General features: G+C 46.1%; 20 protein-coding genes. 4 read left to right on the top strand and 16 right to left on the bottom strand.

Translation table 11 applies throughout. From position 1 onward, the window contains the following. Positions 1 to 115: 115 nt before the first annotated feature. From serC to ACUTVW_RS03725, 14 genes are all read right to left on the bottom strand, one after another. Positions 116 to 1,204 (bottom strand): 3-phosphoserine/phosphohydroxythreonine transaminase, encoded by a 1,089-nt coding sequence (gene serC / locus ACUTVW_RS03790; RefSeq protein WP_445644547.1) that lies wholly within the window; start codon positions 1,202 to 1,204, stop codon positions 116 to 118. A gap of 398 nt (positions 1,205 to 1,602) precedes the next feature. After that, the gene (glnA, locus tag ACUTVW_RS03785) at positions 1,603 to 3,027 is read right to left on the bottom strand and encodes a type I glutamate--ammonia ligase (RefSeq protein WP_445644546.1); all 1,425 of its coding nucleotides are present in this window, start codon (positions 3,025 to 3,027) and stop codon (positions 1,603 to 1,605) included. Between the two features lie 408 nt (positions 3,028 to 3,435). Then, entirely contained in the window at positions 3,436 to 4,500 is a 1,065-nt protein-coding gene (gene aroF / locus ACUTVW_RS03780; RefSeq protein WP_445644545.1) for a 3-deoxy-7-phosphoheptulonate synthase, read from the bottom strand. A gap of 300 nt (positions 4,501 to 4,800) precedes the next feature. Then, positions 4,801 to 5,754 carry a 4-hydroxy-3-methylbut-2-enyl diphosphate reductase gene (locus ACUTVW_RS03775; RefSeq protein WP_445644544.1) on the bottom strand — a complete coding sequence of 318 codons (954 nt, stop codon included), beginning with the start codon at positions 5,752 to 5,754 and terminating at the stop codon, positions 4,801 to 4,803. 68 nt (positions 5,755 to 5,822) lie between these two features. Further along, positions 5,823 to 7,283 (bottom strand): sensor histidine kinase, encoded by a 1,461-nt coding sequence (locus tag ACUTVW_RS03770; RefSeq protein ID WP_445644543.1) that lies wholly within the window; start codon positions 7,281 to 7,283, stop codon positions 5,823 to 5,825. A gap of 1 nt (position 7,284) precedes the next feature. After that, positions 7,285 to 7,974: a response regulator transcription factor gene (locus tag ACUTVW_RS03765; RefSeq protein WP_445644542.1), complete on the bottom strand. Its 690-nt coding sequence runs from the start codon at positions 7,972 to 7,974 to the stop codon at positions 7,285 to 7,287. Between the two features lie 174 nt (positions 7,975 to 8,148). Next, positions 8,149 to 9,777: a S1C family serine protease gene (locus tag ACUTVW_RS03760; RefSeq protein WP_445644541.1), complete on the bottom strand. Its 1,629-nt coding sequence runs from the start codon at positions 9,775 to 9,777 to the stop codon at positions 8,149 to 8,151. Positions 9,778 to 9,931: 154 nt separating this feature from the next. Then, a complete protein-coding gene (locus ACUTVW_RS03755; protein ID WP_445644540.1) occupies positions 9,932 to 10,588 on the bottom strand; it encodes a response regulator in 657 nt (218 codons plus the stop codon). Next, positions 10,585 to 11,622 carry a HAMP domain-containing sensor histidine kinase gene (locus ACUTVW_RS03750; RefSeq protein ID WP_445644539.1) on the bottom strand — a complete coding sequence of 346 codons (1,038 nt, stop codon included), beginning with the start codon at positions 11,620 to 11,622 and terminating at the stop codon, positions 10,585 to 10,587. The genes ACUTVW_RS03755 and ACUTVW_RS03750 overlap by 4 nt, the downstream gene beginning before the upstream one ends. A gap of 3 nt (positions 11,623 to 11,625) precedes the next feature. Then, a complete protein-coding gene (gene liaF, locus ACUTVW_RS03745; protein WP_445644538.1) occupies positions 11,626 to 12,663 on the bottom strand; it encodes a cell wall-active antibiotics response protein LiaF in 1,038 nt (345 codons plus the stop codon). Positions 12,664 to 12,901: 238 nt separating this feature from the next. Next, the gene (locus ACUTVW_RS03740; RefSeq protein WP_445644537.1) at positions 12,902 to 13,117 is read right to left on the bottom strand and encodes a hypothetical protein; all 216 of its coding nucleotides are present in this window, start codon (positions 13,115 to 13,117) and stop codon (positions 12,902 to 12,904) included. Positions 13,118 to 13,229: 112 nt separating this feature from the next. Further along, positions 13,230 to 14,030, bottom strand: a complete 801-nt coding sequence (locus tag ACUTVW_RS03735) for a 3D domain-containing protein (RefSeq protein WP_445644536.1) — start codon at positions 14,028 to 14,030, stop codon at positions 13,230 to 13,232. 168 nt (positions 14,031 to 14,198) lie between these two features. Then, positions 14,199 to 16,136, bottom strand: a complete 1,938-nt coding sequence (gene thrS / locus ACUTVW_RS03730) for a threonine--tRNA ligase (protein WP_434752071.1) — start codon at positions 16,134 to 16,136, stop codon at positions 14,199 to 14,201. A 412-nt stretch (positions 16,137 to 16,548) separates the two neighbouring features. Further along, positions 16,549 to 17,493 carry a putative sporulation protein YtxC gene (locus ACUTVW_RS03725; RefSeq protein ID WP_445644535.1) on the bottom strand — a complete coding sequence of 315 codons (945 nt, stop codon included), beginning with the start codon at positions 17,491 to 17,493 and terminating at the stop codon, positions 16,549 to 16,551. 227 nt (positions 17,494 to 17,720) lie between these two features. Here ACUTVW_RS03725 and ACUTVW_RS03720 point away from each other — a divergent pair, with 227 nt between their 5' ends. From ACUTVW_RS03720 to ACUTVW_RS03705, 4 genes are all read left to right on the top strand, one after another. Then, positions 17,721 to 18,140: a hypothetical protein gene (locus ACUTVW_RS03720; RefSeq protein ID WP_445644534.1), complete on the top strand. Its 420-nt coding sequence runs from the start codon at positions 17,721 to 17,723 to the stop codon at positions 18,138 to 18,140. 325 nt (positions 18,141 to 18,465) lie between these two features. Then, positions 18,466 to 18,960 (top strand): cation:proton antiporter regulatory subunit, encoded by a 495-nt coding sequence (locus ACUTVW_RS03715; protein ID WP_434752074.1) that lies wholly within the window; start codon positions 18,466 to 18,468, stop codon positions 18,958 to 18,960. Positions 18,961 to 18,964: 4 nt separating this feature from the next. Further along, on the top strand, positions 18,965 to 20,203 hold the full coding sequence (locus ACUTVW_RS03710; protein WP_445644533.1) for a cation:proton antiporter: 1,239 nt from the start codon (positions 18,965 to 18,967) through the stop codon (positions 20,201 to 20,203). A gap of 120 nt (positions 20,204 to 20,323) precedes the next feature. Further along, positions 20,324 to 21,229, top strand: coding sequence for a YitT family protein (locus ACUTVW_RS03705; RefSeq protein ID WP_445644532.1), 906 nt, complete (start codon positions 20,324 to 20,326; stop codon positions 21,227 to 21,229). 113 nt (positions 21,230 to 21,342) lie between these two features. Here the strand turns inward: ACUTVW_RS03705 and ACUTVW_RS03700 are convergent, their stop codons facing one another. Next, a complete protein-coding gene (locus ACUTVW_RS03700) occupies positions 21,343 to 22,356 on the bottom strand; it encodes a zinc-binding alcohol dehydrogenase family protein (RefSeq protein ID WP_445644531.1) in 1,014 nt (337 codons plus the stop codon). Further along, positions 22,353 to 23,327: an aldo/keto reductase gene (locus tag ACUTVW_RS03695; protein ID WP_445644530.1), complete on the bottom strand. Its 975-nt coding sequence runs from the start codon at positions 23,325 to 23,327 to the stop codon at positions 22,353 to 22,355. Before ACUTVW_RS03695 ends, ACUTVW_RS03700 begins: the two co-directional genes overlap by 4 nt. Positions 23,328 to 23,533 lie beyond the last annotated feature (206 nt).

Genomic DNA, 23,533 nt, shown 5'->3' with positions numbered 1-23,533 from the left:
ATCCTCTAATTCTAAAGAAAAGCCCTCCACACGTCAATGTGGAAGGCTTTGCCACAGCAGTAGCACGACTCGTCGAGAGCTTACTACTGCTACACTCGGTCATGAATTCTTAAAGTTATCCGTTTGCTTGCTGGAAGTGCTTCATGAAGTCGGTAAGTGCCTTAACACTCTCGTATGGAGCTGCGTTATAGATGGAAGCACGAAGTCCCCCTACGCTGCGATGTCCCTTCAGACCCACAAAACCCTCCTGCTCAGAGGCTTTAATAAATTTCTTCTCCAGTTCCTCAGATGCGAGTCTGAACGTCACATTCATCAACGAGCGGTCTTCTGCTGCAACGCAACCACGATAGAAATCCCCTGAGGAATCAATTGTATTGTAGAGCAACTCCGCTTTCTTGATATTTTTTTGTTCCACACCCACCAGGCCGCCTTGTTCTTCAATCCATTTCAACACTTCATTCACCATATATACCGAGAAGGATGGTGGTGTATTATACAGAGAATTATTATCCACATGGGTGTTATAACGGAACATCGTTGGAATCGTCTTAGGAGACTCGCTCACCAGTTCCTCCCGTGCGATAACAACTGTAATCCCCGAAGGTCCAAGGTTTTTCTGTGCGCCTGCATAGATCATGCCAAACTGATTCAGATCAAACGGTTTACAGAAAATATCACTGGACATATCTGCAATCAACGGTACCGATCCGGTATCAGGGAAATTCTTGAACTGTGTACCTTCAATTGTTTCGTTGGAAGTGATATGCACATAAGCCGTACGTTCAGGTAAACTCAGATTCGAAACATTCGGTAATTTCATGAATTTATCGGATTCCGAAGAAGCAACAATCTGTGTCTCTCCAATCAACTTCGCTTCTGACAGAGCCTTTTTGGCCCAGCTACCTGTCATGATGTAACTAGCTGTCTGACCTGCCCCAAGCAGATTCATCGGCAGCATCGCGAACTGGGTGCTTGCGCCGCCTTGCAGGAAAAGAACTTTATATCCTTTGGGATTACCTAGCAGCGACAACAAGCGCTCCTGAGCTTCATTATGTACAGACTCGTACACCGCCCCACGGTGGGACATCTCCATAATCGACATGCCTGTATTACGAAAATCTACAAATTCTGCCTGAGCACGCTCCAATACTTCTAGTGGCAGTGCTGCTGGTCCTGCATTAAAGTTATACGCTCGCTTTGTCACAAACTTCCCCGCCCTTTCCATCCTTAACTAGGCCGTGTCTTAAAACTCGCTGAAGTGCATCTTTTATCGTCTTTTCGCCCCCTGCTGCGTCACTTCCCCTTGACGTGCCCCGGCACGCCTGCGGAGAACTTCCTGGCTTGGAACGAAAATCCGGCAAAATCTGCTCCCTTCGGAGTTTTCAGACACGCCCTAACATATGAAGTAAATATTATCGCTATGATATCAGTATTCCCTGACTGCTTCAAGGGCAATATGCACTGAATACCCGTTAAAAGCCATCAAATTCCTTTATCACCCTAAAAAGTTAAAGCGCTACACGGTTTGTTTCAAGGAAAAGCCTCCGAGAGCGAGTCCCGGAGGCTTTGGGTTGGAACAATTTCTGTTCCGACTCCGACCGATTAGCAGTCGAAGTAGAGGCTGTACTCATGTGGATGAATGCGGATCGCAACAGCTTTAGCTTCATCGCGCTTGAGGTTGATGTAATTCTCGATGAATTCTTTGGTGAACACGCCACCTTCAGTCAAGAACTCATTATCAGCTGCGAGTGCATCCAGCGCCTCTTCGAGAGAAGCTGGTACACTGCGGATGTTTTCTTTATCTGCATCAGACAGGTCATAGATGTTTTTGTCGAGTGGACCATATCCAAGCTCAGTAGGGTTGATTTTACGTTTGATTCCATCCAGACCTGCCATCAGCATTGCGGAGAATGCCAAGTATGGGTTAGCTGTGGAGTCCGGTGTACGGAATTCGATACGGCAGCCTTTAGGTGTTACAGCCGCTACCGGGATACGTACAGCTGCGGAACGGTTACCTTTGGAATATACCAAGTTAACCGGTGCTTCGTAACCAGGCACGAGTCGTTTGAACGAGTTTGTGCTTGGGTTCGTCAAAGCGATCAAAGCCGGAGCGTGATACAAGATACCTCCGATATAGTGCAGAGCCATTTCACTCAGGTTTGCATATCCGCCTTTATCATAGAACAACGGGGAATCACCATCAAAAATGGATTGGTGAACGTGCATTCCGCTACCGTTGTCACCGAACAACGGTTTTGGCATGAATGTTGCTACTTTGCCATATTGACGTGCCGTATTGTGCACGATGTATTTGTATACAAGCAGGTTATCTGCTGTTTTCTTCAACGTATCAAAACGGAAGTTGATTTCAGCTTGACCAGCGGTTGCAACTTCATGGTGATGACGCTCAACGGACAAACCAGCTTCTTCCAGCAAACGACACATTTCGCTGCGGATATCTTGTTGAGTATCCACTGGAGCTACTGGAACATATCCGCCTTTCGTGCGAACTTTAAAGCCCAGGTTGCCGCCTTCTTCTTTGCGGTTTGTGTTCCATGATGCTTCTTCGGAATCTACGAAATAAGAAGAGCTGTTCGTGCCGCTCTCATAACGAACATCGTCAAAGATGAAGAACTCGGATTCTGGTGCGAAGAACGCTGCAGTACCTACGCCACTTTCTTTCAGGAAAGCTTCAGCTTTAACTGCGATGCTACGCGGGTCACGTTCATAACGCTCGCCATCCGGTGTAAAAATATCACACATAACATTCAATGTAGGGTGTGCAGTGAACGGATCGACATAAGTCGCTTCAGGATCTGGCATCATAACCATATCGGACTCTTCAATACCGCGAAAACCTTGGATAGAAGAACCATCAAATGCTACTCCATTTACGAACGTGTCTGCATCAACAGCCGAAGCTGGCAAAGAGATGTGATGCGCACGACCAGCCAAATCTACAAAACGAAAATCTACCCACTCGATGTTATTCTCTTGAATTGATTTCAATACGTTTTCAACCGACATGTATTCGTCCTCCCAAATATTCCGAACATTAAACAACCCCACGAAGAAAATGTCTATATATTCGAATTTTTTTCTGTCGTCATTATAATTTCTAAAACATTACATCGTCAATACTTATGTAAGGTATTTTTTGCGAGCATGTTAGGTATACTTACATTTTATAATATTCAATAATTCATATAACAACGTTAATAATTTGTATTTGACTGATTTAATGCGGTAAAGCGACCCCTAAAATAGCCTAAATGATGGGAAATACGTGACATCATAAATGTTTCTTATCACCTTTGATAATAAATATGTTCATATGTCCAAAATACACGAAAAACCGGACATCCCCCTATTTGTTCACAAGGAACAAATAGGGGGATGTCCGGTTTAACTTTCAAATCTTTATGGTTGCGTTAATTATACGCCCACACGTGCCGGGAAAAATGCAGCCGGCTGTTTAGCTGTGTTAAATGTTCTGCCCACAATTGGAGCTAGCTTCTCCAGATCCTGCAACAAGTTTGCAAACTGGTCAGGGAACAAAGACTGTACACCGTCTCCCGTCATGGAGTTATCCGGATCTGTATGCATCTCAATGATCAGGCCGTTAGCTCCTGCCGCTACCGAGGCTTTGGTCATTGGTTCTACCAGTTCACGGCGTCCCGTACCATGGCTTGGGTCAGAGATGACTGGCAGATGGCTCAGAGACTGCAAGACAGGAATCGCTGACAGATCCAGTGTATTCCGTGTGTACGATTCAAACGTACGGATACCGCGTTCACACAGCATTACATCCGGGTTGCCTCCTGCCAAAATGTATTCGGCCGCGTTAAGTAATTCATCATAGGTCGCGCTGAATCCACGCTTCAGCAATACTGGTTTACCACACTCACCCAACTTGCGCAGCAAGTCGAAGTTCTGCATGTTACGTGTACCCACTTGCAGAATATCTGCGTACTCCGCACAGATATCCACATACTCAGGCGTCATGACCTCTGTGATCGTCAGCAAGCCATGTTTCTGACCCGCTTCTGCCATCATGATCAGACCTTCCACACCCGTTCCCTGGAAACTGTAAGGACCTGTACGTGGCTTGAAAGCACCTCCGCGGAGCACTTGACCACCAGCCGCTTTAACAAGTCCAGCAATCTCATCAATCTGCGCTGCTGATTCAACCGCACAAGGTCCGCCCATCACAACAAGCTCTTTCCCGCCGATATCTACACCTTTGATGGAAATAACCGTATCTTCCGGATGGAAGTCACGACTTGCCAATTTGTAAGATTTCGAAATCTTCACCACATTCTCGACGCCCTTCATTTGACGAAGGTGCTCTTGCATCTTCGGTTCCACTTTACCAATCAATCCAATGATGGTGCGATCTTCTCCGCGGGATACATGTGCCTGTAACCCTTCCTTTTCAATAACACCAACGATATCCTGAATCTGATCCTCCGAGGTAGCTTTGCCTGCAATTACGATCATAAATTGTCCCATCCTTCCTTGTATAAGAGCACTCGTTTATTTCGTGCGTCTGATTATAGTCTGTTTGTCAGTACCCTAAACCCCTGTCGCGCTTAAACGCTTGTTCGCTTTTAAGCTTTTAATCACTAAAGTAAATATAACACAGTTTCCCCCTTGCGTCAAGAAGTGATATCCTGTCCGACCGCCCCCTTCAATACAAAAATATGGACAAAAAAACATCCCGCTACGCCATATCCAAACGAGGATCTGCACAGACAGGATGTTTCTTATTATGCTATTGGAACACTTTTAATTTTAAAATTATGTGGTACGTGTTTTCTCTCGAACAGGAGGCAGTAGCTTGCTCATATTAACGGTACGTTTAATTTCCCACGTTTCCGGCTGGTCATGCTCATACTGCTCCAAATACAGTATAACTTCCTTGGTGATTGGTGTTGGTGTTGATGCACCTGACGTAACCGCAACCTTCTGCACACCTTTCAGCCAGTCCTGTTGAATCTCGGCTACATCCGATATACGATATGCCGTTACACCGGCAATCTCTTCTGACACTTGTGCGAGACGGTTCGAGTTATTGCTTCGTGGATCACCCACAACAATAACGAGGTCGGCCTGCCCGGCCTGCTCTGCCACCGCCTCTTGCCGGACTTGTGTAGCGAGACAAATCTCGTTATGAATCTCAGCTCCAGGAAATTTCTCCAGTAACCGGCTCATAATATGCTTGATGTCCCACTGACTCATCGTAGTTTGATTAGTAATCAAAATTTTGCCCGCAGGCACACGCAAGTCTTCAATCTCTTCTTCCTTCTCAATCAAGTGAACATGGTCTGGCGCAACACCGATTGCCCCTTCCGGTTCCGGGTGATTCTTCTTGCCGATATAGATAATCTCATATCCTTCTGCTGTCTTCTCCCGGATCAGATCATGGGTCTTGGTCACATCCGGACAAGTTGCATCCACTGTGGTCAGACCTTTCTCCCGAGCCAGCTTGCGCACCTCCGGTGATACACCGTGAGCAGTGAAAATAATCGTGCCGCTTTCTACCTGGTTCAGAATTTCCATCCGATTAGGACCGTCCAGCGTAATGATGCCCTCATCTTCAAAAGAATCGGTCACATGTTTGTTATGCACAATCATACCTAATATATAAATAGGCCGTGGTAAATCCAGGTTGCGTGCCGCCTGACGCGCAAGCACCATGGCATCTACAACTCCGTAACAATATCCCCGCGGCGAAATTCGCAGTACTTCCACTTGGTTGCCACCCGCTTTCTTTTCGGCTGTAAAAGCCGATGTAATTGCAGTCTTCCTCTATTATACCTTTATTCGATAGGCGGGGCAAAGACTACAGGCAGCCAGATGATAAAAGTAGTTCCTTCTCCACGTCTCGTCACGACCTCAACAGAACCGTTATGCTCCTCTATTATCCATTTGGCAATGGATAATCCCAGTCCAATGCCTGGCGTTGCTCCGCGGGATTCGTCTGCCCGATAGAAACGGTCGAAAATAAAGGGCACTTCGTCCCGATCCATGCCAATGCCTGTATCGCTGACACGCAGCCCAACCTGCCCTTTGTATAACAGAGCATCCAGCGTAACCGAGCCACCCGGTGTGTATTTAAACGCATTCTCGATAAAAATAAACAACATCTGCTGCAAATAATCTTTGCTACCGTTCACGTAAATACCGTTGAGGATCGACAAATCTCCCGGACACCAGTCGGCCTGACGATCCAGAAACTGGGACCTTCGTGCGACTTCCTGCACTAGAATCTGCAGCGGAATGGGATTAAGCTCGATTTTCTGTCCTGTATCCGCTCTGGCGAGTGATAACATATCACTAATCAGGCGACTCATGCGTTTGCCCTCATCAGACATATCCTCTATCGCTTCCAAAGACATCTGTCTGATCGTATCTTCATCCAGATTCGGCCGATCTTCACCCTCCTGATCCCACAGCTTTTTCAGGAAATCAACATTTCCTCGAATCGTGGTCAGCGGTGTTCGCAACTCATGCGAAGCATCGGATACAAATCGTCTCTGCGCAGTATTGGTCTCCTCCAATCCGCGAAAGGACAGCTCGGTACGCTCCAGCATATTGTTCACCGTTTCGATCAGGCGGCCAATTTCATCCTTCGGCCCTGTGTACTGGATACGGACACTAAGATCATCCCCGGACTGTATCTGATTTGCCGCGTCAATAACATTAACCAACGGGCGCATGGATTTACGGGCGAGAATCAAACCTGATGTAATGGCAAGTGCCATAGCTACCAGCCATCCAAACACAAGGATATTCCGCAACGCCTCGAGCAAACGCTCCTGTGAACTGACATTAGCCCCTACTTGAAGTAGTCCTCTGATCTCATTTGTTCCTTGGAGAGATAACGCCTGCTGATTAACCAGAAAAGGGATGCCATTGACATTCACTTTCGAGATACCGATCTCATCACGAATCCGGCCTATATTGACAACAGGAAAAGCAATGTCCGCTTTCTCCATATTTCCTGAATATTTTACCGATCGGCTCTGATAGTCCACCAGTTGAATATAGATCTGAGCCTCCTGAAGCTGGCTCTCTGCAAATGGATCGAGATCCAGGGTCTGCGATAACGGATTAACGCCAATCTGTTCCGTGATCCTCAAACTCTTTTCCCGTAGCTGCTGCTCTACTTCATTGTACGTATTAAAGTAAACAAAAGCATAAATGACTACACCCCAAAAAATCAGCACGGCTGCCAAAATTCCCGAATACCATGCGGTTAGTCTCAACCGAATGGACATATTACGAGTCACCTCTCAAAATGTAGCCGGCTCCCCGGATGGTCTGAATCAGACGTTTGCCGCCATGCTCTTCTGTTTTTTGTCTAAGCATCGCGATATAGACCTCTAGCACATTAGACTCTCCGCTATAATCGTATCCCCATATTTTATCCATAATCAGATCACGGGAGAGTACTCGTCTCGGATTTTGCATAAAAAGGTTAAGTAATTCGAACTCTTTTGCCGTCAGTTCAAGACGCTTGCCATCTCGAAGCACTTCGCGAGAATCATTATCCAAAATGATATCTTCATACATCAGGCGATTGTCCGTTACGTTAGAGATATCCGCTTTGCGGCGTAGCAAAGCACGGACACGAGCGAGCAATTCCTCCAGCGCAAATGGCTTCACCAAGTAATCGTCGGCCCCCGTGTCCAGTCCAGTTACCCTGCTCTGAACCTCATCTTTGGCAGTAAGCATCAGCACTGGAACTTTACTACCTGCTTCCCGCAATCTGCGACAGACCTCAAAGCCATCAATCTGCGGCATCATCACATCAAGCACCACAATATCCGGCTCCTTATCCATCAGTTTGCTGAGGCCCTCTGCTCCGTTAGAAGCCGTCTGTACCTCATATCCTTCAAATGCCAGGCCTCGGCGCAGCATAGACACAATTTTCTCGTCGTCATCTACAATTAAAATCGTTGAGCGCATGGTCTTTCTCCTTTACCCTATCGTTGTATCCCCATTGTAACAGGCCAAGGCCTGATTCGCATCTTCTCCATAATCCATGATAGAGAGGCTGTGCAAACAAAATAGAAACATCGTGCAAAAAAAACGGAAGGGCCTCAAACCCTTCCGTTCTTATCCTTCATCTCTTAACTGCAATTATTGCTGTTGTGTTTGTGAGGTATTGAAATCATTCTTGTTACCGACCTTCACTTTCACATCGATTTTCTTACCGTCACGAACCACATTGAGCGTAACCTCACCGCCCACTTTCTGTGTTTTAATAAAGTCGATCAGTTCCTGACTTGTAGCGTATGGTGTACCGTTTGCACCAGTAATAATATCATATGCTCTTAGATCAGCCAGATAAGCTGGTGATTGATAAACCGTACTCGCAACAACTGAACCTTCTTTAATATCTGTTCCCATTTGTTTAGCCACTTCCGGGGTGAGATTCATCAGAGAAGCACCAATAAACGGTACAGGTTCTTTTGGAACATCTTTGTTCTCTTTCAAATATTTCACCGCTTCAGAAATCACACTGGACGGGATCGCAAAACCGATACCTTGCGCATCTGCACTCACGGCAACGTTCATACCGATAACTTCTCCGTTCAGATTAAGCAATGGACCACCCGAGTTACCCGGGTTAATGGAAGCATCTGTTTGCAACAAATGGCTGTATTCACGTGTTTTACCTGTTTCTTTGTCCGGGATGCTGATTGTACGTTCTTTGGCGCTAAGAACTCCTGCAGTTACCGTATGCTCGAACCCTTCCGGGTTACCAATCGCTACGAGCCATTCACCAACTTGTGTGTTGCTTGAATTGCCCAGCGGGGCAACAGGGAAATCTTTATCTCCGCTGTTTTTCTCAATTTTTAATACGGCAAGATCAAGGTCAAAACTGCTACCCAGCAATTTAGCTTCGTACGGTTTGCTGTTGTTCTCCAGCATGACCTGAATGACGTCTGCACCTTGAACAACGTGCTGGTTCGTCAGAATATATCCTTCTTTATCAAAAATGAATCCGGAACCAATGCCCATCGGTACAAGTTGATTACTAGCTTGCGGTTGTTGAGGCTCTTGACCTTGATTTCCGCTAGGTCCACCCAGTCCGCCACCAAAGAAATATTGGTACAGAGGATCACTTGTATTCGCTCCACCCTGTCCTGCACCATTACGGGAGGACTGTTTCGCTAATGTTTCAATTTTGACAACAGCCGGGCTGGCTTGTTTTACCACAGATGATACATCCTCTTTACCTGTTGGCAGCAAGGATGCCGTCACATTGTTGCCACCGCCTGTATTGCTCGAAGTTCCCTGAGCAGATTCTGTACCGTTATTCGTCAGCGCAGCTTGCGGTGTGAACATATTCGTTCTGTCTGCAGTGTACATCAACACCGTGATCACCAGCATACCGGCAATAAAGGAGAACAGAAGTGATCTTACAGAAGAACGGGGTCTGCGGCTGTTGTAATTCCAGTTGCCATTGTTATTCCCCTGGCCTCCGCCTTGACCACTGCCACCAGAGACTCTTCCCGCCTGTTCAGGGATTTCACTATTGTAATGAGAAGGTACGGGTTTCAAAGGATCGGGTCTGGTAATCTCTACATTTCCTTCTTGACGCGTACCGTTGCGACTTGCTGTATCTTCCTGATTCACGGACTGGAAAGGCCCGTAAGAATAATAATACGAGGAGTCTTCATTTCCGGCAGGATTGCGATTCTCAGTTGGATTGGTTTCCTTTTCCTCATCTTGTCGATTAGATCTATAATTACGTTCGTCCATGCCTCTCTACCTCCCAATCTCTTATTCGCAAGAGATATTCTTTAACTGTCCTTATTTTGTACTTTGAACCTTAATCGTACCTTAAAAACAATTAAAAAGGAGATAAAAGCATGCAATAATTGATGTTTTTTCCCGCCATAACAACATTTTAGCTCTACTTCTTTACCCAGCCCTGTCGATGAGCATAAATAGCGAGCTGTGTTCGATCATCCATTTCACATTTCATCAGCAGGTTACTTACATGTGTTTTAACGGTTTTGATACTGATATGTAATTCTTCTCCGATATCTTTGTTGGTTTTCCCTTCCGCAATGAGCAAAAGTACTTCCTTCTCCCGTTCCGTGAGTCCAGATTCACTCTCTCTTGCCGTCCGCTGCCGGATTCCCCGTGTCAACGCCTGGGAGACATCTCCTGTCATCACAGGCATACCTCTATTAGCCCCTTGTAGAGCATAGATCAGTTCTTCGGCTGATACGGTTTTCAGAACATAACTAACCGCCCCGGCCTCAATGGCTTGAACAACGAGATCATCTTCAAGGAAACTGGTCAGCATTACAATCTTCATGCTCGGAAATTCAGACATAATGGCTTGTGTTGCCTCAGCCCCGTTCATTACCGGCATCATCAAATCCATTAGAATCAAATTCGGCATATCCACGTCTTTCATCTGACGAAGTTGATCCAGTGCATGCTGTCCATTTCCTGCTTCTGCCGTCACATGAAAAGCAGGCTCTAACATCAGATATGTCTTCAAACCCATTCGTACCATATCGTGGTCATCCACAATCATTACGTTTATTTTGCTGTTCATTCCGCTTCCCCCTCTGACACGTTCTGAAATTTCGGGATGAGCACCCGCACTGTCGTACCCGCTCCAGGCTTGGATATGATCTGCACTTGTCCGCCCAGCTTCTCTGCACGTTCACGCATCGTGGACAACCCGTATGATCCCGGTCGTTCCGCTTGTTGCAAGAAACCCTGCCCATCATCACTAATACTCATACTGATCTGATGTTCCGATTCACGAATGGCCAGACTAACCAGTCCGGCTTCAGCATGTTTGACAACGTTCGCGACAGCTTCCTGAATAATAAGAAACAGCTGGTGCTCAATGGCGTCTGATACTCCGCCATCCAGTTCCAGCTCTTTCACGCCTTTTAGGCCATTTTGGCGGCAATAATCAGGAAACCAGCTATCCAGTGCGCCAGCCAAGTCGCGTCCTTCCAATTCTACGGGTCTGAGCTGGGCGATCAGTCCACGCATTTGGCGCTGTGCAATATGAGACATCTGAATTAACTGATCCAGTACATTCCGGCCATGCTCAGGATTCATTTCGAGCAAACGTGGCAAGGATGAAGCAGACATATGCATTGCGAATAATTGCTGACTTACCGTATCATGCAGATCCCGTGCCATACGTTTACGTTCTTCGATAACGGCACGCTCGGAAGCCTGCTCTTTCTCGATCACTTCCTGCTCGCCAAGCCGCTGGAGCAACCTCATTTTTTTCTCGATCGACTCCATCATCACATTGAATTCCTGATAGACCCGGCCAAAGGATGCATCATCCGCTTCCGGCATTCGAACCGACAAGTTGCCTTTAGACACTTTCAGCATGTTGAGATCCAGAACATCAATTTTGCGTTGAAGCCGCAATGCGGCGATATATCCCGTGACAACGGTTCCTACAATAACAACAGCAATGAACGTCCATGCCCGATTGGGATTACTTCCTGTAAGCACTTCCCCATATAACAGGTAGAATCCACCGAGTGTTATTAATCCGGTTAACACAAAATACATCATCAGTTCCCACTTGTTTGCTTTGAAGATTGTACGAATCATGTGTTAACCCACCTTGTTCACTTTGACGTCGCCAATAAACACACTGACAATAATGCGTACTTTCTTGCCAGCTTCCCGATAATGCGGAGTCTCTTCCTGCGCATTTCCCATAAAACCTCCACGTTTCGTGCCCAGGAGCTTCATGTCTCCCAGAAAAGAACTCGTGGTTAACGAGATGCCCACATCCATATCTTCAGGAACAAATACCTTAACATCACCAATAAAATGAGAGATGACAATTTTGGTCTCGCCGTATGGGATCTGCGCTTTGGTCAAATCAATAACCGTATCGCCAATAAACGAGGAGATGTTCATCGGTTTCAGGGTGAACACTTCTTTGCCCATATGAAAGTCACCAATGAACGTTGATTTATTAAATGTTTTTCCATTGCCTTCTTGATACCCATAGTTGTGGTAGTGACCGTAACCTTCGGAGTTTTGATCACCCGAATGTTGGTTGTACTGTTTATAAGACTGACCATGCATTTTACTTTTCATGTTCTGATGCTGTTCCTCTTCAGAATGAAAGGATTGTTGTTTACCGGAGGCTGGCTCCTGCTTGGGTTTGCCAAATGTCTTCTCGAACTCTTCGTCGAATGAAGAAGGCATCTCCAAATCCTGCGGAGACATAGGCTGATAAGGCTGCTCAGGCGGTGAAGATGGTGTTTCCATTTTATTGTTAGGATGCTTCCGATCCCGATGTCCTGGACCAATTAATACATATAACCCTCCACCAATCAGCAGAATTGGAATTAGATAACGGATAAACTCTCCAAATGAGTAACCAATCACACCCAAATTGCGAGCCAGGAAAAAACCGCCTATAGCAAGTACAACAACGGGCCCAATCGCAGCATATCCATCGTTGCGCCAAATTTCGGTTAACCCTTTAACGCCCCACCAGATCAAAAAGACCGGCCAGTATGTTCTAAACACATACCCTATATCAATGTCGTATCCCAATTGTCTGAACAAGATCAGTGCACCTATAGCGATAAGAGGTATGCCAACCCACCAACGGTCCCGCGTAGATCGTTTCATCACTCATGTCTCCTTTGTTTTTATTCTATATCCAGTGTACCTCAGACATGCCAACGTTAACAGCGCCGACAGGTGGAAGTTGTCTCAGTCTCAAGACTGAGGCTTGAGGAACATTATGTAAATTTTCCGTTTATGAAAAGGGAACATGAAAACACCCTGGAGCGTTCGCCCCAGGGTGCATACATCAACATTTGTTTTTTTCATCTTGCATGGTTTGCCGTTTTATCTTCACTGAATTTTACTTTTGGAATTTTCCTGCACGGCCCGTTTGACCTGTGTTTTCTACACCAAACTCAGCATTATATTTTTCATCAGGTGTTTGGAAATTGTCTTGTACTTTGTTTTGAGCGGATTGCTTCACTTTGGAAGCCGCGCTACCTGTTCCATTTTCCTGTCCGAACTCTGCATTGTACTTCTCGTTTGGCGTTTGATAACCTTGGGATTTCTTTGCCACAACGAATCACCTCTCTCTTCATATTTACACTGCTTGCTGCAGTGCGGGGTTCGTCCCCAGTCAATATTATGTGAAGAGAGCCGTTGTGTTATTCAGGCATAACATTCCATTATCAGATGGCTTTGTCCAGCCAGGAATCCGGAACCGTTTTATAGACATCAATGGCTTTGGACAACTCGGCCAGCATCTGTTCGGTACATTTTCCTGCACCCTGCTTGATCACCTGTACCTCAACATCCTTTTTGCCCCATTCTTTGTAGACCTGCTTGGTTGTGGGAAAATATAAATCAATCTTGTTGCCTTTTATGGCTGAACCCGTATCCGCTACGATACCGTAACCGTATCCAGGAATATACAAAATGGAACCCATCGGAAATAGCTTCGGATCCGCTGCAATGGTGGAAACCGTCTCCTTATCCCGTCGAACTTTTACTCCTGAATACGTAATACCGTATAGCGGATGTTTTGGTGTTTTACCTGTGGACTCAATCCCGGCTGTATACCCGGTTGCGGTCACCTTCTGTGTCTCCAAAATTTGTTCAGAACGTGGAGCTAGTACGGGTATAGCGGGATCAACATATCCCATCACTCTTTTCTGTGGCAAATCAGGTTTTGGCAGTACCATCGGCTGTGGAGACCACATGAAAGCCATATAAACGAGAGTCGTCAATTGAGCCTCATCCGTGTATATGGGTTTAGCTTGGTTTAACCCGTATACCCGCTCTGCTTTTCCGGCGCTGGTCACATTATTTTCGGCATGGCTGTTTGATTCCTGCACATGCGGTACATTACTTTCCTCTTCAAATATATAGGCCTTGGCCTCATTGAAACTCATCAAAATCCCGGCAAGTATGAAGAAGCACATGATGATGAACTTGTGGTTTTCATTGAATTTTAAAAGATGCTTTTTCATGGTATAACCTCCCCCTCACTTGCAAAGGGTTACCAAAAAGCTTTCATTCTATACCTTTGTGCAGAACATAACCAGAGCGACAAGCACAAAAAACCGTCTAAAAACGATGGATTGATCCATGTTCTCAGACGGTTTCGTTTCATTTATTTTACAGAGCACTCATCTCAATTAAACTTGTCTGGAAGCAATTTCCTCTTTCAATTGGGCCACAATTTCATCCACCAGCTTCATGCCCAGATCACCCTCTCCGCGTTTACGTACGGATACCGATGCAGCATTTTTCTCGTTCTCACCCACAACGAACATGTAAGGCATTTTCTCCAGCTGCGCTTCACGAATCTTGTATCCCAACTTCTCGTTGCGCAGATCCGCTTCTGCGGAAATGCCTGCACGCTTCAGCTTCGCTTCCACTTCACGCGCATACTCGTCGTAGTTTCCGGATACCGGAATGACTTTAGCTTGTACAGGAGATAACCAGAGCGGGAATGCACCTGCGAAGTTCTCCAGCAAAAATGCTGTAAAACGCTCCATCGTACTGATCACGCCGCGGTGGATAACAACCGGACGATGCTTCTGTCCGTCATCACCGACATATTCAAGCTCAAAGCGCTCAGGCAACAAGAAGTCCAGTTGAACGGTAGACAATGTTTCTTCTTTGCCCAGTGCGGTTTTGATCTGAACATCCAGTTTCGGACCGTAGAATGCTGCTTCACCTTCCGCTTCATAGAATGGAAGATCAAGCTCTTCCACAACTTCACGCAGCATGCGCTGGGACATTTCCCACATCTCATCATTCTGGAAGTATTTCTCGGTGTCTTGCGGATCACGGTAGGACAGACGGAAACGATATTCGTGGATGCCAAAGTCTTTATATACCGTTTGAATCAGTTCGATAACACGAGCAAACTCTTCTTTGATCTGATCCGGGCGTGCAAAAATGTGAGAGTCATTCAGTGTCATCGCACGTACACGATGCAGACCTGTCAGAGCTCCCGACATTTCATAGCGATGCATCATGCCCAGTTCGGCAATACGGATCGGCAGATCCCGGTAGCTGTGCATATTGGATTTATACACCATCATGTGGTGAGGACAGTTCATCGGACGAAGAACCAGTTCTTCGTTATCCATGATCATTTTCGGGAACATATCTTCCTGGTAGTGCTCCCAGTGACCGGAAGTTTTGTACAGCTCAACATTGCCCAGAACCGGAGTGTATACGTGCTGATAACCAAGGCTTTCTTCCAAATCTACGATGTAACGTTCCAATGTACGACGCAACTTCGCACCGTTTGGCAGCCAGATCGGCAGACCTTGACCCACCAGTTGAGAGAACGTGAACATTTCAAGTTCTTTACCCAGTTTGCGGTGGTCACGCTTGCGCGCTTCCTCAAGGAAGTGCAAGTGCTCGTCCAGCTGTGCTTTTTTCACAAACGCTGTACCGTATACCCGTTGCAACATTTTGTTTTTGCTGTCCCCGCGCCAGTACGCACCCGCTACGTTCATCAGTTTGAACACTTTAATTTTGCTTGTAGATGGCAAGTGTGGCCCACGGCACAAGTCAAAAAATTCGCCCTGTTCATAAATTGTAATTACGCTATCTTCCGGTAAAGCATTGATCAACTCAAGCTTGTAGGGGTCACCGACTTCATTGAAAATATTGATGGCTTCCTCACGGCTGACTTCTTTGCGAACGATAGGCAGATTTTCATTAACGATGCGTTCCATTTCCTTCTCGATCTTCTGCAGATCTTCCGGATTAAGCGGATGTTCCAGATCCATATCATAGTAGAAACCGTCTTCGATGACTGGCCCTACGCCCAGATGCACTTCTTTGTTTCCGTACAAACGTTTAACCGCCTGAGCCAGCAAGTGAGCTGTGCTGTGACGCATCACTTCAAGACCTTCAGCGGAATCCAGCGTTACAATCTCAACCAAAGCTCCTTCATGAATTGCAGTAGATAGGTCCACCACAATTCCATCCAGTTTGCCTGCTGCGGCATTTTTGCGAAGTCCGCTGCTGATCGAAGCGGCTACATCCTCAATACTGCTGCCATCTGCGTACTCTCGTACAGAACCATCCGGTAGTTTAATGTTCACTGCCATTTGTCTCATTCCTCCTGTAAAATAAATAAACATCATCCATTTTCATTCTTCTGCATGGACTAATCATCTATTGCGTATCTCCGCTGCTCTCGGAAGATAAACGGAAAGAACGCAAAAAACACCCGTCCCAGTAAAGGGACGAGTGTTATACTCGTGGTTCCACCCTAATTCAGCTGATTGTTCCTGATGACAGGAATACAGCCCTCGTTGGCATGTCGGTAACGGGCATGACCCGGCAAATCCTTACTCACAAAACCGCCATCACCAAGAATGGTGGAATGGTTTTATTTTCAAAATTGCAGCTCCAAAGGGGTAAACCATACGTGATATCCGGAGGAAATTTCAGCCCAGTTCCCTCTCTCTGCACCGATCTAACGTGTGGCTCTTGTCTCTGTCAACGCTTTTGTATCAATCAACAGTTATTATAATTGCCCAGATCGCCTGCGTCAAGACTTGTCAGCAATCCTGAACGTAGTACTTCGCATTCAGGGCATTGATGGCAAATCTGCACCTTATCCTCGAAAATCTGACATATCGTCGAGATGATGGGCAGCTCCGGTGTGCTGGTGTGCAGCATGACCTTCTCCGGCGATATCGAAATGAGTGTACTCACGATCATGTCCTCGATATCCATCTCCAGTTCCAGCCCTGGCATCTCCACAACAACTTGCTCATCCTTCTGAACCGGCAGCAGATTAAGTCCTGCATCCAGCACTTGAAATTCATGTTTGCCTTTGTGAATCAGATGGATTAAGGGCACCTTGGCTTCCTGAAAAAATACAAAATACTTCAGCAGGCCCATGAACTCTTCATACTGACGATCCATCCAGAATTCATCGAGAGCGTATTCTACGAGCTCCTGCAATTCTTGCTTGTAAGAACGTATACGGAAATTCATGATCCCTTCGAGATGAAAAAAATGAATATCCTCCAAATCCTGCTGTAACCCTTTGGCTAACGTTGTACGGCGACGGTTACGAAGGTCGGGCTGATCCAAATCACTGTTCATCAGAAGCGGCATACAAATGCGGTGAACTTTTTCAACCTCATGCTCATCCATGACCGAACACGTTTTGGCAATGATATTTTCTACCAATTTGCGTTCTTGTGTCTCCATAATAAAATCAGCTAAACCAAAGGAAAGCAAATCACTGATGCGCGGGAGCCATTGCTGGAAATCTTCGTGATTCTCATTCCCTCTGCACATCCAGACTGCTCTCCCGTCGTTATATTTGAAGGTGAGCCGAAAGCCTCTTTTGCTTATATGTAGACCTTTGATTTTTTCCTTGATGCATCGGTGAAAATGATCTGCCTCCTCTTGCCCGGGCACATCGGTCCATACTGCAAACAGTTCCATAAGAATCACTCCTTTCCTTCTCTTCAAAGTATATGGCAAGGCCCAAAGGGATATACGAAGCGGTTTGATGGAAAGGGTGTCATGATTTCTCAGCACTTAAGGAAAGGTTTGGAGTCTGAGAATTCTTAATGAAGGTTTAGTGAACTCTGAATGAATCGTTTGGAGATCACGCAAAAATGTGTTATTATTTTTATAACAGTATGTTCACGGAAGGGGGGAAGCCAATAATGAGACAACATCCTAGACTGCTTCATTACACGATTATCATCATTTTGTGTGTCTTTCAGGCGCTGTGCTTCCCCATCCCAATGCAGACGGAATCTGCCGTTGGTGTATCCGTCGTATCCGTCGATGCCACTTCAAATAAAGAAGGGCTTGAAGTACTGTCCCAAATACCCGAATCTAAGCAGAAACCTGTCATTCGCAAAAACCTGCAAGTCATGACTAAACTGGCTGCTATCAAGCAATCCAAACCTGCATTTCTTGTCCTCGCATTGTTAATCGTTCTGCGAATTCCCACAACAGGTCTGTCTTTCAAACCGTGGTATTGTCTGTTCAAACGCAGATTATTTCTGCTTCCTATTAAGTTTACCAGCATGTATTTATCCCTCTCTCCGATGGCACCGAAATACGCCTACGCTCGATAAGAGCCTGTTGGCCGTATTCGTCAGGCTGCCTGCGCATGGAGCCGCCTCTTCAATGAAGACGGTGTTCTCATGCATAACTTATAACCCTTTATGTAAACGTTAGATTTAAAACATGGTATGAACCACTAATTATTGAAGTGTTTTTGTTGCACTTTTTTTACAAATTAATTTTATTTCACAATATATAATTCGGCTGTGTCAGGAATTACTGGCTCTGTTTACCCGCACCATTTGATGTTCCGTCCTGAGCAGCAGATGAACTGATTACGGGAAGATAAGCCTTCCTTCTATGGCCAGCCTCAATCACTAAGGAGGCATACTATCCATGGATGTACGCGAAACAGACTTGCCTGGAATCGGCAAAAAATTTCAAATTGAAACGAGCAGCGGTGATAAAATCGTCATTATTATTCACGACGATGGACGCCGTGAAATGTACCATTTTGAATATGATGATCCAGATCAAAGCATTTCCATGATTACACTGGATGATAATGAAGCCAGACAGATTGCCGCCATCGTTGGCGGATTGACGTACAAACCGAAACAGCTTGAAAATATTGAGGTTACCTTTGACGATCTGATTATCGAATGGTACAAAATCGAAGCATCCTTTGGATGCATTGGCAAATCCATTGGTGAGTTGAATGTACGTCAAAACTCTGGGGCAACGGTCATTGCCGTTGTGGAGAAAAATCATAAAAAACACATCAGCCCAGGTCCGGAGGTTGTGATTAGCTCAGAATCTACAGTAGTTGCCGTTGGCGAACGCAACCAGCAGAAGCTTTTCAAGTCCCTCCTCCTGACAGGAAGGGGGTAACTCGATGGATCATTTGATTTTTGAGGTGGGTCTGGCGCTTGTGCTGATTGCAGCAGCCGGCCTTTTATCCGCAAAACTAAGATTTTCGGTTGTTCCTTTCTATATTTTGATCGGGATGGCCGTGGGACCACATGCCATGCAAATCTGGCATCTGGATTTCCGTTTTATCGAAAGTCAGCCGTTCATCAGTTTTATGGGTCGGATCGGTATTCTGTTCCTGTTGTTCTATCTGGGACTGGAATTTTCAGTTGGCCGTTTAGTCAAATCGGGTCGCTCTATCGTCGTTGGCGGCTCGATCTATATCGGGATTAACTTCACACTCGGATTAGTGTTCGGTTTTGCTTCCGGCTTCCCGGCCGCTGAAGCACTCATCATCGCAGGGATCACAACGATTTCCTCCAGTGCCATTGTAGCCAAGGTACTCGTTGACTTGAAACGAACAGCCAATCCCGAGACCGAAATGATTTTGGGTATTATTATGTTCGAGGACGTATTCCTCGCTGTATATATCTCTATCCTTTCTGGACTTGTACTTAGTGATTCCTCCTCCATCGGAGGCGTGATCATGTCGGCACTCATTGCTCTTGGCTTCATGCTTGTCGTTATTATAATCGGTCGCAAAGCGACACCACTATTGAATAAACTGCTCAAAATTCGTTCCAATGAATTATTCTCACTTGTTGTTTTCGGAGCACTGTTCCTGGTAGCGGGCTTCTCCGAGACCATTCATGTGGCTGAAGCGATTGGTGCATTGCTGGTCGGTCTTGTACTTGCAGAAACAGAGCATGCTAAACGAATTGAACACCTGATTCTCCCGTTCCGTGATTTCTTTGGAGCTATCTTTTTCTTCAGCTTTGGGCTGTCCATTGATCCGTTGTCCCTTGGCGGTGAAGCCATTTGGCTCGCATTGATCGCTGTCGTAATCACACTGTTTGGTAACTTCCTTGCGGGTATGTTAGCTGGACGAAGTGCAGGACTTTCACCAAAAGCATCCGCGAATATCGGATTAACCATTGTATCCCGTGGTGAATTTTCAATTATTTTGGCTAACATGGGTAAGGCTGGTGGACTGTTACCATTAATCCAACCGTTTGCTGCGCTGTATGTATTGATTCTGGCTATTCTTGGACCGTTGCTCACCAAAGAGTCCAAACACGTATTCCGTATTTTGGATAAAATATTCAAGTTCAAAGATCCTCGCAAGAAAAAAGAGGAACCTAAAGTTCTGCAGAAAGAAGGATAAGTGAGATGTCTGTGCTGAGCAGACCTATGATCATATCAAGCAACTGAGCGGCTGCACGCCGAACTTTCTGTGAAGAACCCAGGGAGAATGGCTCGAAGCCGCACTGAAGGAGGATGACCTGTGAAAACACCTCTGATATCGGCTAATCCGGTGCCACGCACTGCTAAGAGCAGCATATCGCCATCCCGCTCCTGGTTGAATCTGTTTCTGGTCATCATTGGCGGAATATTGGCCTCCGTTGGACTTGAGTTGTTTCTACACCCCAATAAAATTATTATTGGCGGCATAACGGGAATTTCTTCACTTTTTGCACACTGGACTGAGCTTCGAATCGGCCTGTTCTTGTTCTTATTCAATGTTCCGTTTATATTTCTGTCTTACAAGATCGTGAAGAAGAAGTTTGTACTGGTTACTGTTCTGGGTTTGGTTGTCTTTTCGATCGGTGCCATCGTGCTACATCCCATGCCGCCGCTCGTCGAGCACCCTTTGGCTGCTGCCATGTTTGGCGGATTATGCCTGGGGCTCGGGATCGGGCTAGTTGTTCGGTATGGAGGGACACTGGATACGCTGGAAATCGGTGATCCGTCCTCCCGGCCGCCTGAACGTGTTTTTAGCGGGAAACGGATGCTTATCGAAAAAATAATCATGCTGCTTAACTTGATCATTCTCACAGCTGCTGGTGTTGTTTTTGGCTGGGATCAGGCCATGTATTCTGTCATCGCTTATCTGATTGCCTATGAAATGGTGTACCTTGCATTCCGGGGGTTCTCCCCCAAACGCAAAATATGCATTCTGACCACACAAAGCACTCGAGTTGAAAAAGCTGTACGCAATCGCCTGCGCAGGGAACCAGGGAAGCTCGACCCTACACTTGAGACTTCTCCAATCGCCGGGACGGAAGCCTGGATCGGACAGATCCCCGGGACCCTTTATTACGAAGTACACTTTCTGGAGATGATCTGGTTAAAGTCTATTGTTCGGCATATTGACCCCCATGCAGGTATTGTATCGAATCCAGAAAAATAACTAGCAAAACAAATACAAAACGCTCTCATCCCCGATGAGCCGATGGATTGGATTCCATGTGCTCATCGCCTCGGAAGAGAGCGTTTCTTCAATTAACCCTTACATTATAAGAATTATAATTCTACAATGGCTTTGACCACTTGCGATTCTGGTAACAACCAATTATCCATCGCGTTTGGCAGCTCATCAAATGGTGCTCGATGTGTGATGTAACCATCCATGCTTAGTTTTCTGTCACGCAACGTCGAGAGCACTTGTTCAAAATCTTCACGCGTTGCATTCCGGCTGCCCAACATACTCATCTCACGTTTGTGAAATTCGGGATCATGAAACGTAATATCCGCCTTCACTAGCCCAACAAAAATCAACTGTCCCCCATGTGCCACATACGGAATAGCGCCATTCATAGAATGCACATTACCTGTCGCATCAAATACAGCCGTCGCATAATCACCACCAGTGATCTCGGATACTCGCTGCAAAGCCTGTTCGTCCGCCTGCACCGTCTCATCTACCCCAGCCCAGGTTCGGCTTAGTTGCAGCCTGTCCAGATTGCGATCCACCGCAATGACATACGCACCTGCTTCTTTGGCAAAGGCCATTACACCAAGTCCAATGGGTCCGGCGCCAATAACAACAACACGCTCCCCTGGTTGCAGTGCAGCTCGGCGAACGGCATGCGCCCCAATGCTAAGCGGTTCAACCATGGCTGTCTCGTCCAGTGTTAATCCCTCCGCTTTCAACAGATGAGAGACAGGTACTGTGATGTGTTCTCTCATACCTCCGTCAATATGTACACCCATAACCTGCATGGATGCACAACAGTTTGTCTTACCTGAACGACAAGCAATACAGTGCCCGCAATGCAGATAAGGAATAATGCTAACTTGATCTCCTGGCTGTAAACCAGCCTCATTAGGACCAATCTCTTCAATGATGCCTGCAAGTTCATGACCAAGTATGCGAGGATACGTAAAAAACGGCTGATTACCTTTATAGGCATGTAAATCCGTACCGCAGATGCCGATTCGCTGAATAGCGACCAACGCTTCTCCTTCAGCTCTTACCGGCTGTGGCAACTCCTTAAGCACCAAACGATCAATTTCTTCACATACGATAGCTCTCATCCTTGATCCCCCTTAGATGCATCGGACCTTATATTGCTGTGCACGTTATATTCGGCTCGTCCGCTCGGCCATGTTTCATTGTTTAATGGAGCCAGAATACGCAGTACCTCTTCCAATAGCTGCTGATCCAAAGGCTCCTCAACCCAAGCCGCATTATTAATAATATTTTGCTGACTTGCACTGCTTACGAGTGTCGTCGGTATTTGTTCATTCGCTGTAGAAAATTGCACAGCCAGCTTCGCAATATTACTGCCTTGTTCCTCACAGAAACGTGCAGCCTTCAAGCACAGCTCTTTCACCCGGTCACCTGCTGGATGCCAGTCTGGCGTTCCGCGTGTACTTAACAGTCCCATTGAGAGCGGGGAAGCGTTTACAAGTCCAACCCCTTTTTCCTCAAGCAATGGCAAGAGCGACACCAACGACGTATCATTCAAAGCATAATGACAATAGGAGATAATCGCATCCGCATCCAGCTGAGGCAGCATCTTTTCAAATAAAGGCAGTGGCAACCCGCAGATTCCGGCATAACGAATCACACCCTGCTCTTTCAGTTCTAAAAGCGTCGGAAAAGCTTCCTCAATGATAATCTCAGGAGCCACAAACTCAATATCATGCAAAAATAAAATATCTAGATAGTCGGTATGCAGCCTTGCCAAGCTTTCTTGCACACTATCCAGAATACGCTTGCGTGAAAAATCAAACTCGTTTTCGCCATAACGTCCGGCTTTGGTAGATAACATATAAGAGCTGCGCGGCAAACTTCGGATCGCTTCACCAAGTACTGTCTCCGCCTTGGTTAAACCGTAGTATGGCGACACGTCTATATAATTCATGCCTGCATCGATCGCTGCATGAACGGTACGGATGCCTTCGTTCCGGTCAATATCACGAAATACAGAACCCAGTGAGGATGCGCCAAAACTTAAAACAGATACGTCCAGTGCTGTCTTTCCAAGTTTTCTTCTTTTCATCGTTTCGTTCCTCCCAGCAGGTTTGACTACACAACTGTCCCTTCATTGTATCAGTTAAAAATCAATATAACATATCGTTAAATGCGTAATATGTACTGTTTGATGATCTCTGTTCCTGAGTAAACGGACAACAAACTACTTCACTACGGTTGACACTGTAATAAGATAACGTGTGCCTGAACTATACACGCACGGCAAAAAGGGAC

It is taken from the genome of Paenibacillus sp. TSA_86.1, from assembly GCF_052691815.1.
Note: the sequence above shows the minus strand (reverse complement) of the source record. Positions and strands in the feature narration are given on the sequence as shown.

What these genes read in the sequence shown, in the direction of transcription:
- ACUTVW_RS03750 (WP_445644539.1), bottom strand. Translation starts at nt 11,622, where the DNA reads ATGATTCGTACAATCTTCAAAGCAAACAAGTGGGAACTGATGATGTAT.
- ACUTVW_RS03765 (WP_445644542.1), bottom strand. Translation starts at nt 7,974, where the DNA reads ATGCGCTCAACGATTTTAATTGTAGATGACGACGAGAAAATTGTGTCT.
- ACUTVW_RS03760 (WP_445644541.1), bottom strand. Translation starts at nt 9,777, where the DNA reads ATGGACGAACGTAATTATAGATCTAATCGACAAGATGAGGAAAAGGAA.
- aroF (WP_445644545.1), bottom strand. Translation starts at nt 4,500, where the DNA reads ATGATCGTAATTGCAGGCAAAGCTACCTCGGAGGATCAGATTCAGGAT.
- ACUTVW_RS03725 (WP_445644535.1), bottom strand. Translation starts at nt 17,493, where the DNA reads ATGGAACTGTTTGCAGTATGGACCGATGTGCCCGGGCAAGAGGAGGCA.
- ACUTVW_RS03695 (WP_445644530.1), bottom strand. Translation starts at nt 23,327, where the DNA reads ATGAAAAGAAGAAAACTTGGAAAGACAGCACTGGACGTATCTGTTTTA.
- ACUTVW_RS03715 (WP_434752074.1), top strand. Translation starts at nt 18,466, where the DNA reads ATGGATGTACGCGAAACAGACTTGCCTGGAATCGGCAAAAAATTTCAA.
- liaF (WP_445644538.1), bottom strand. Translation starts at nt 12,663, where the DNA reads ATGAAACGATCTACGCGGGACCGTTGGTGGGTTGGCATACCTCTTATC.
- thrS (WP_434752071.1), bottom strand. Translation starts at nt 16,136, where the DNA reads ATGGCAGTGAACATTAAACTACCGGATGGTTCTGTACGAGAGTACGCA.
- glnA (WP_445644546.1), bottom strand. Translation starts at nt 3,027, where the DNA reads ATGTCGGTTGAAAACGTATTGAAATCAATTCAAGAGAATAACATCGAG.
- ACUTVW_RS03755 (WP_445644540.1), bottom strand. Translation starts at nt 10,588, where the DNA reads ATGAACAGCAAAATAAACGTAATGATTGTGGATGACCACGATATGGTA.
- ACUTVW_RS03720 (WP_445644534.1), top strand. Translation starts at nt 17,721, where the DNA reads ATGAGACAACATCCTAGACTGCTTCATTACACGATTATCATCATTTTG.
- ACUTVW_RS03700 (WP_445644531.1), bottom strand. Translation starts at nt 22,356, where the DNA reads ATGAGAGCTATCGTATGTGAAGAAATTGATCGTTTGGTGCTTAAGGAG.
- ACUTVW_RS03735 (WP_445644536.1), bottom strand. Translation starts at nt 14,030, where the DNA reads ATGAAAAAGCATCTTTTAAAATTCAATGAAAACCACAAGTTCATCATC.
- ACUTVW_RS03710 (WP_445644533.1), top strand. Translation starts at nt 18,965, where the DNA reads ATGGATCATTTGATTTTTGAGGTGGGTCTGGCGCTTGTGCTGATTGCA.
- ACUTVW_RS03770 (WP_445644543.1), bottom strand. Translation starts at nt 7,283, where the DNA reads ATGTCCATTCGGTTGAGACTAACCGCATGGTATTCGGGAATTTTGGCA.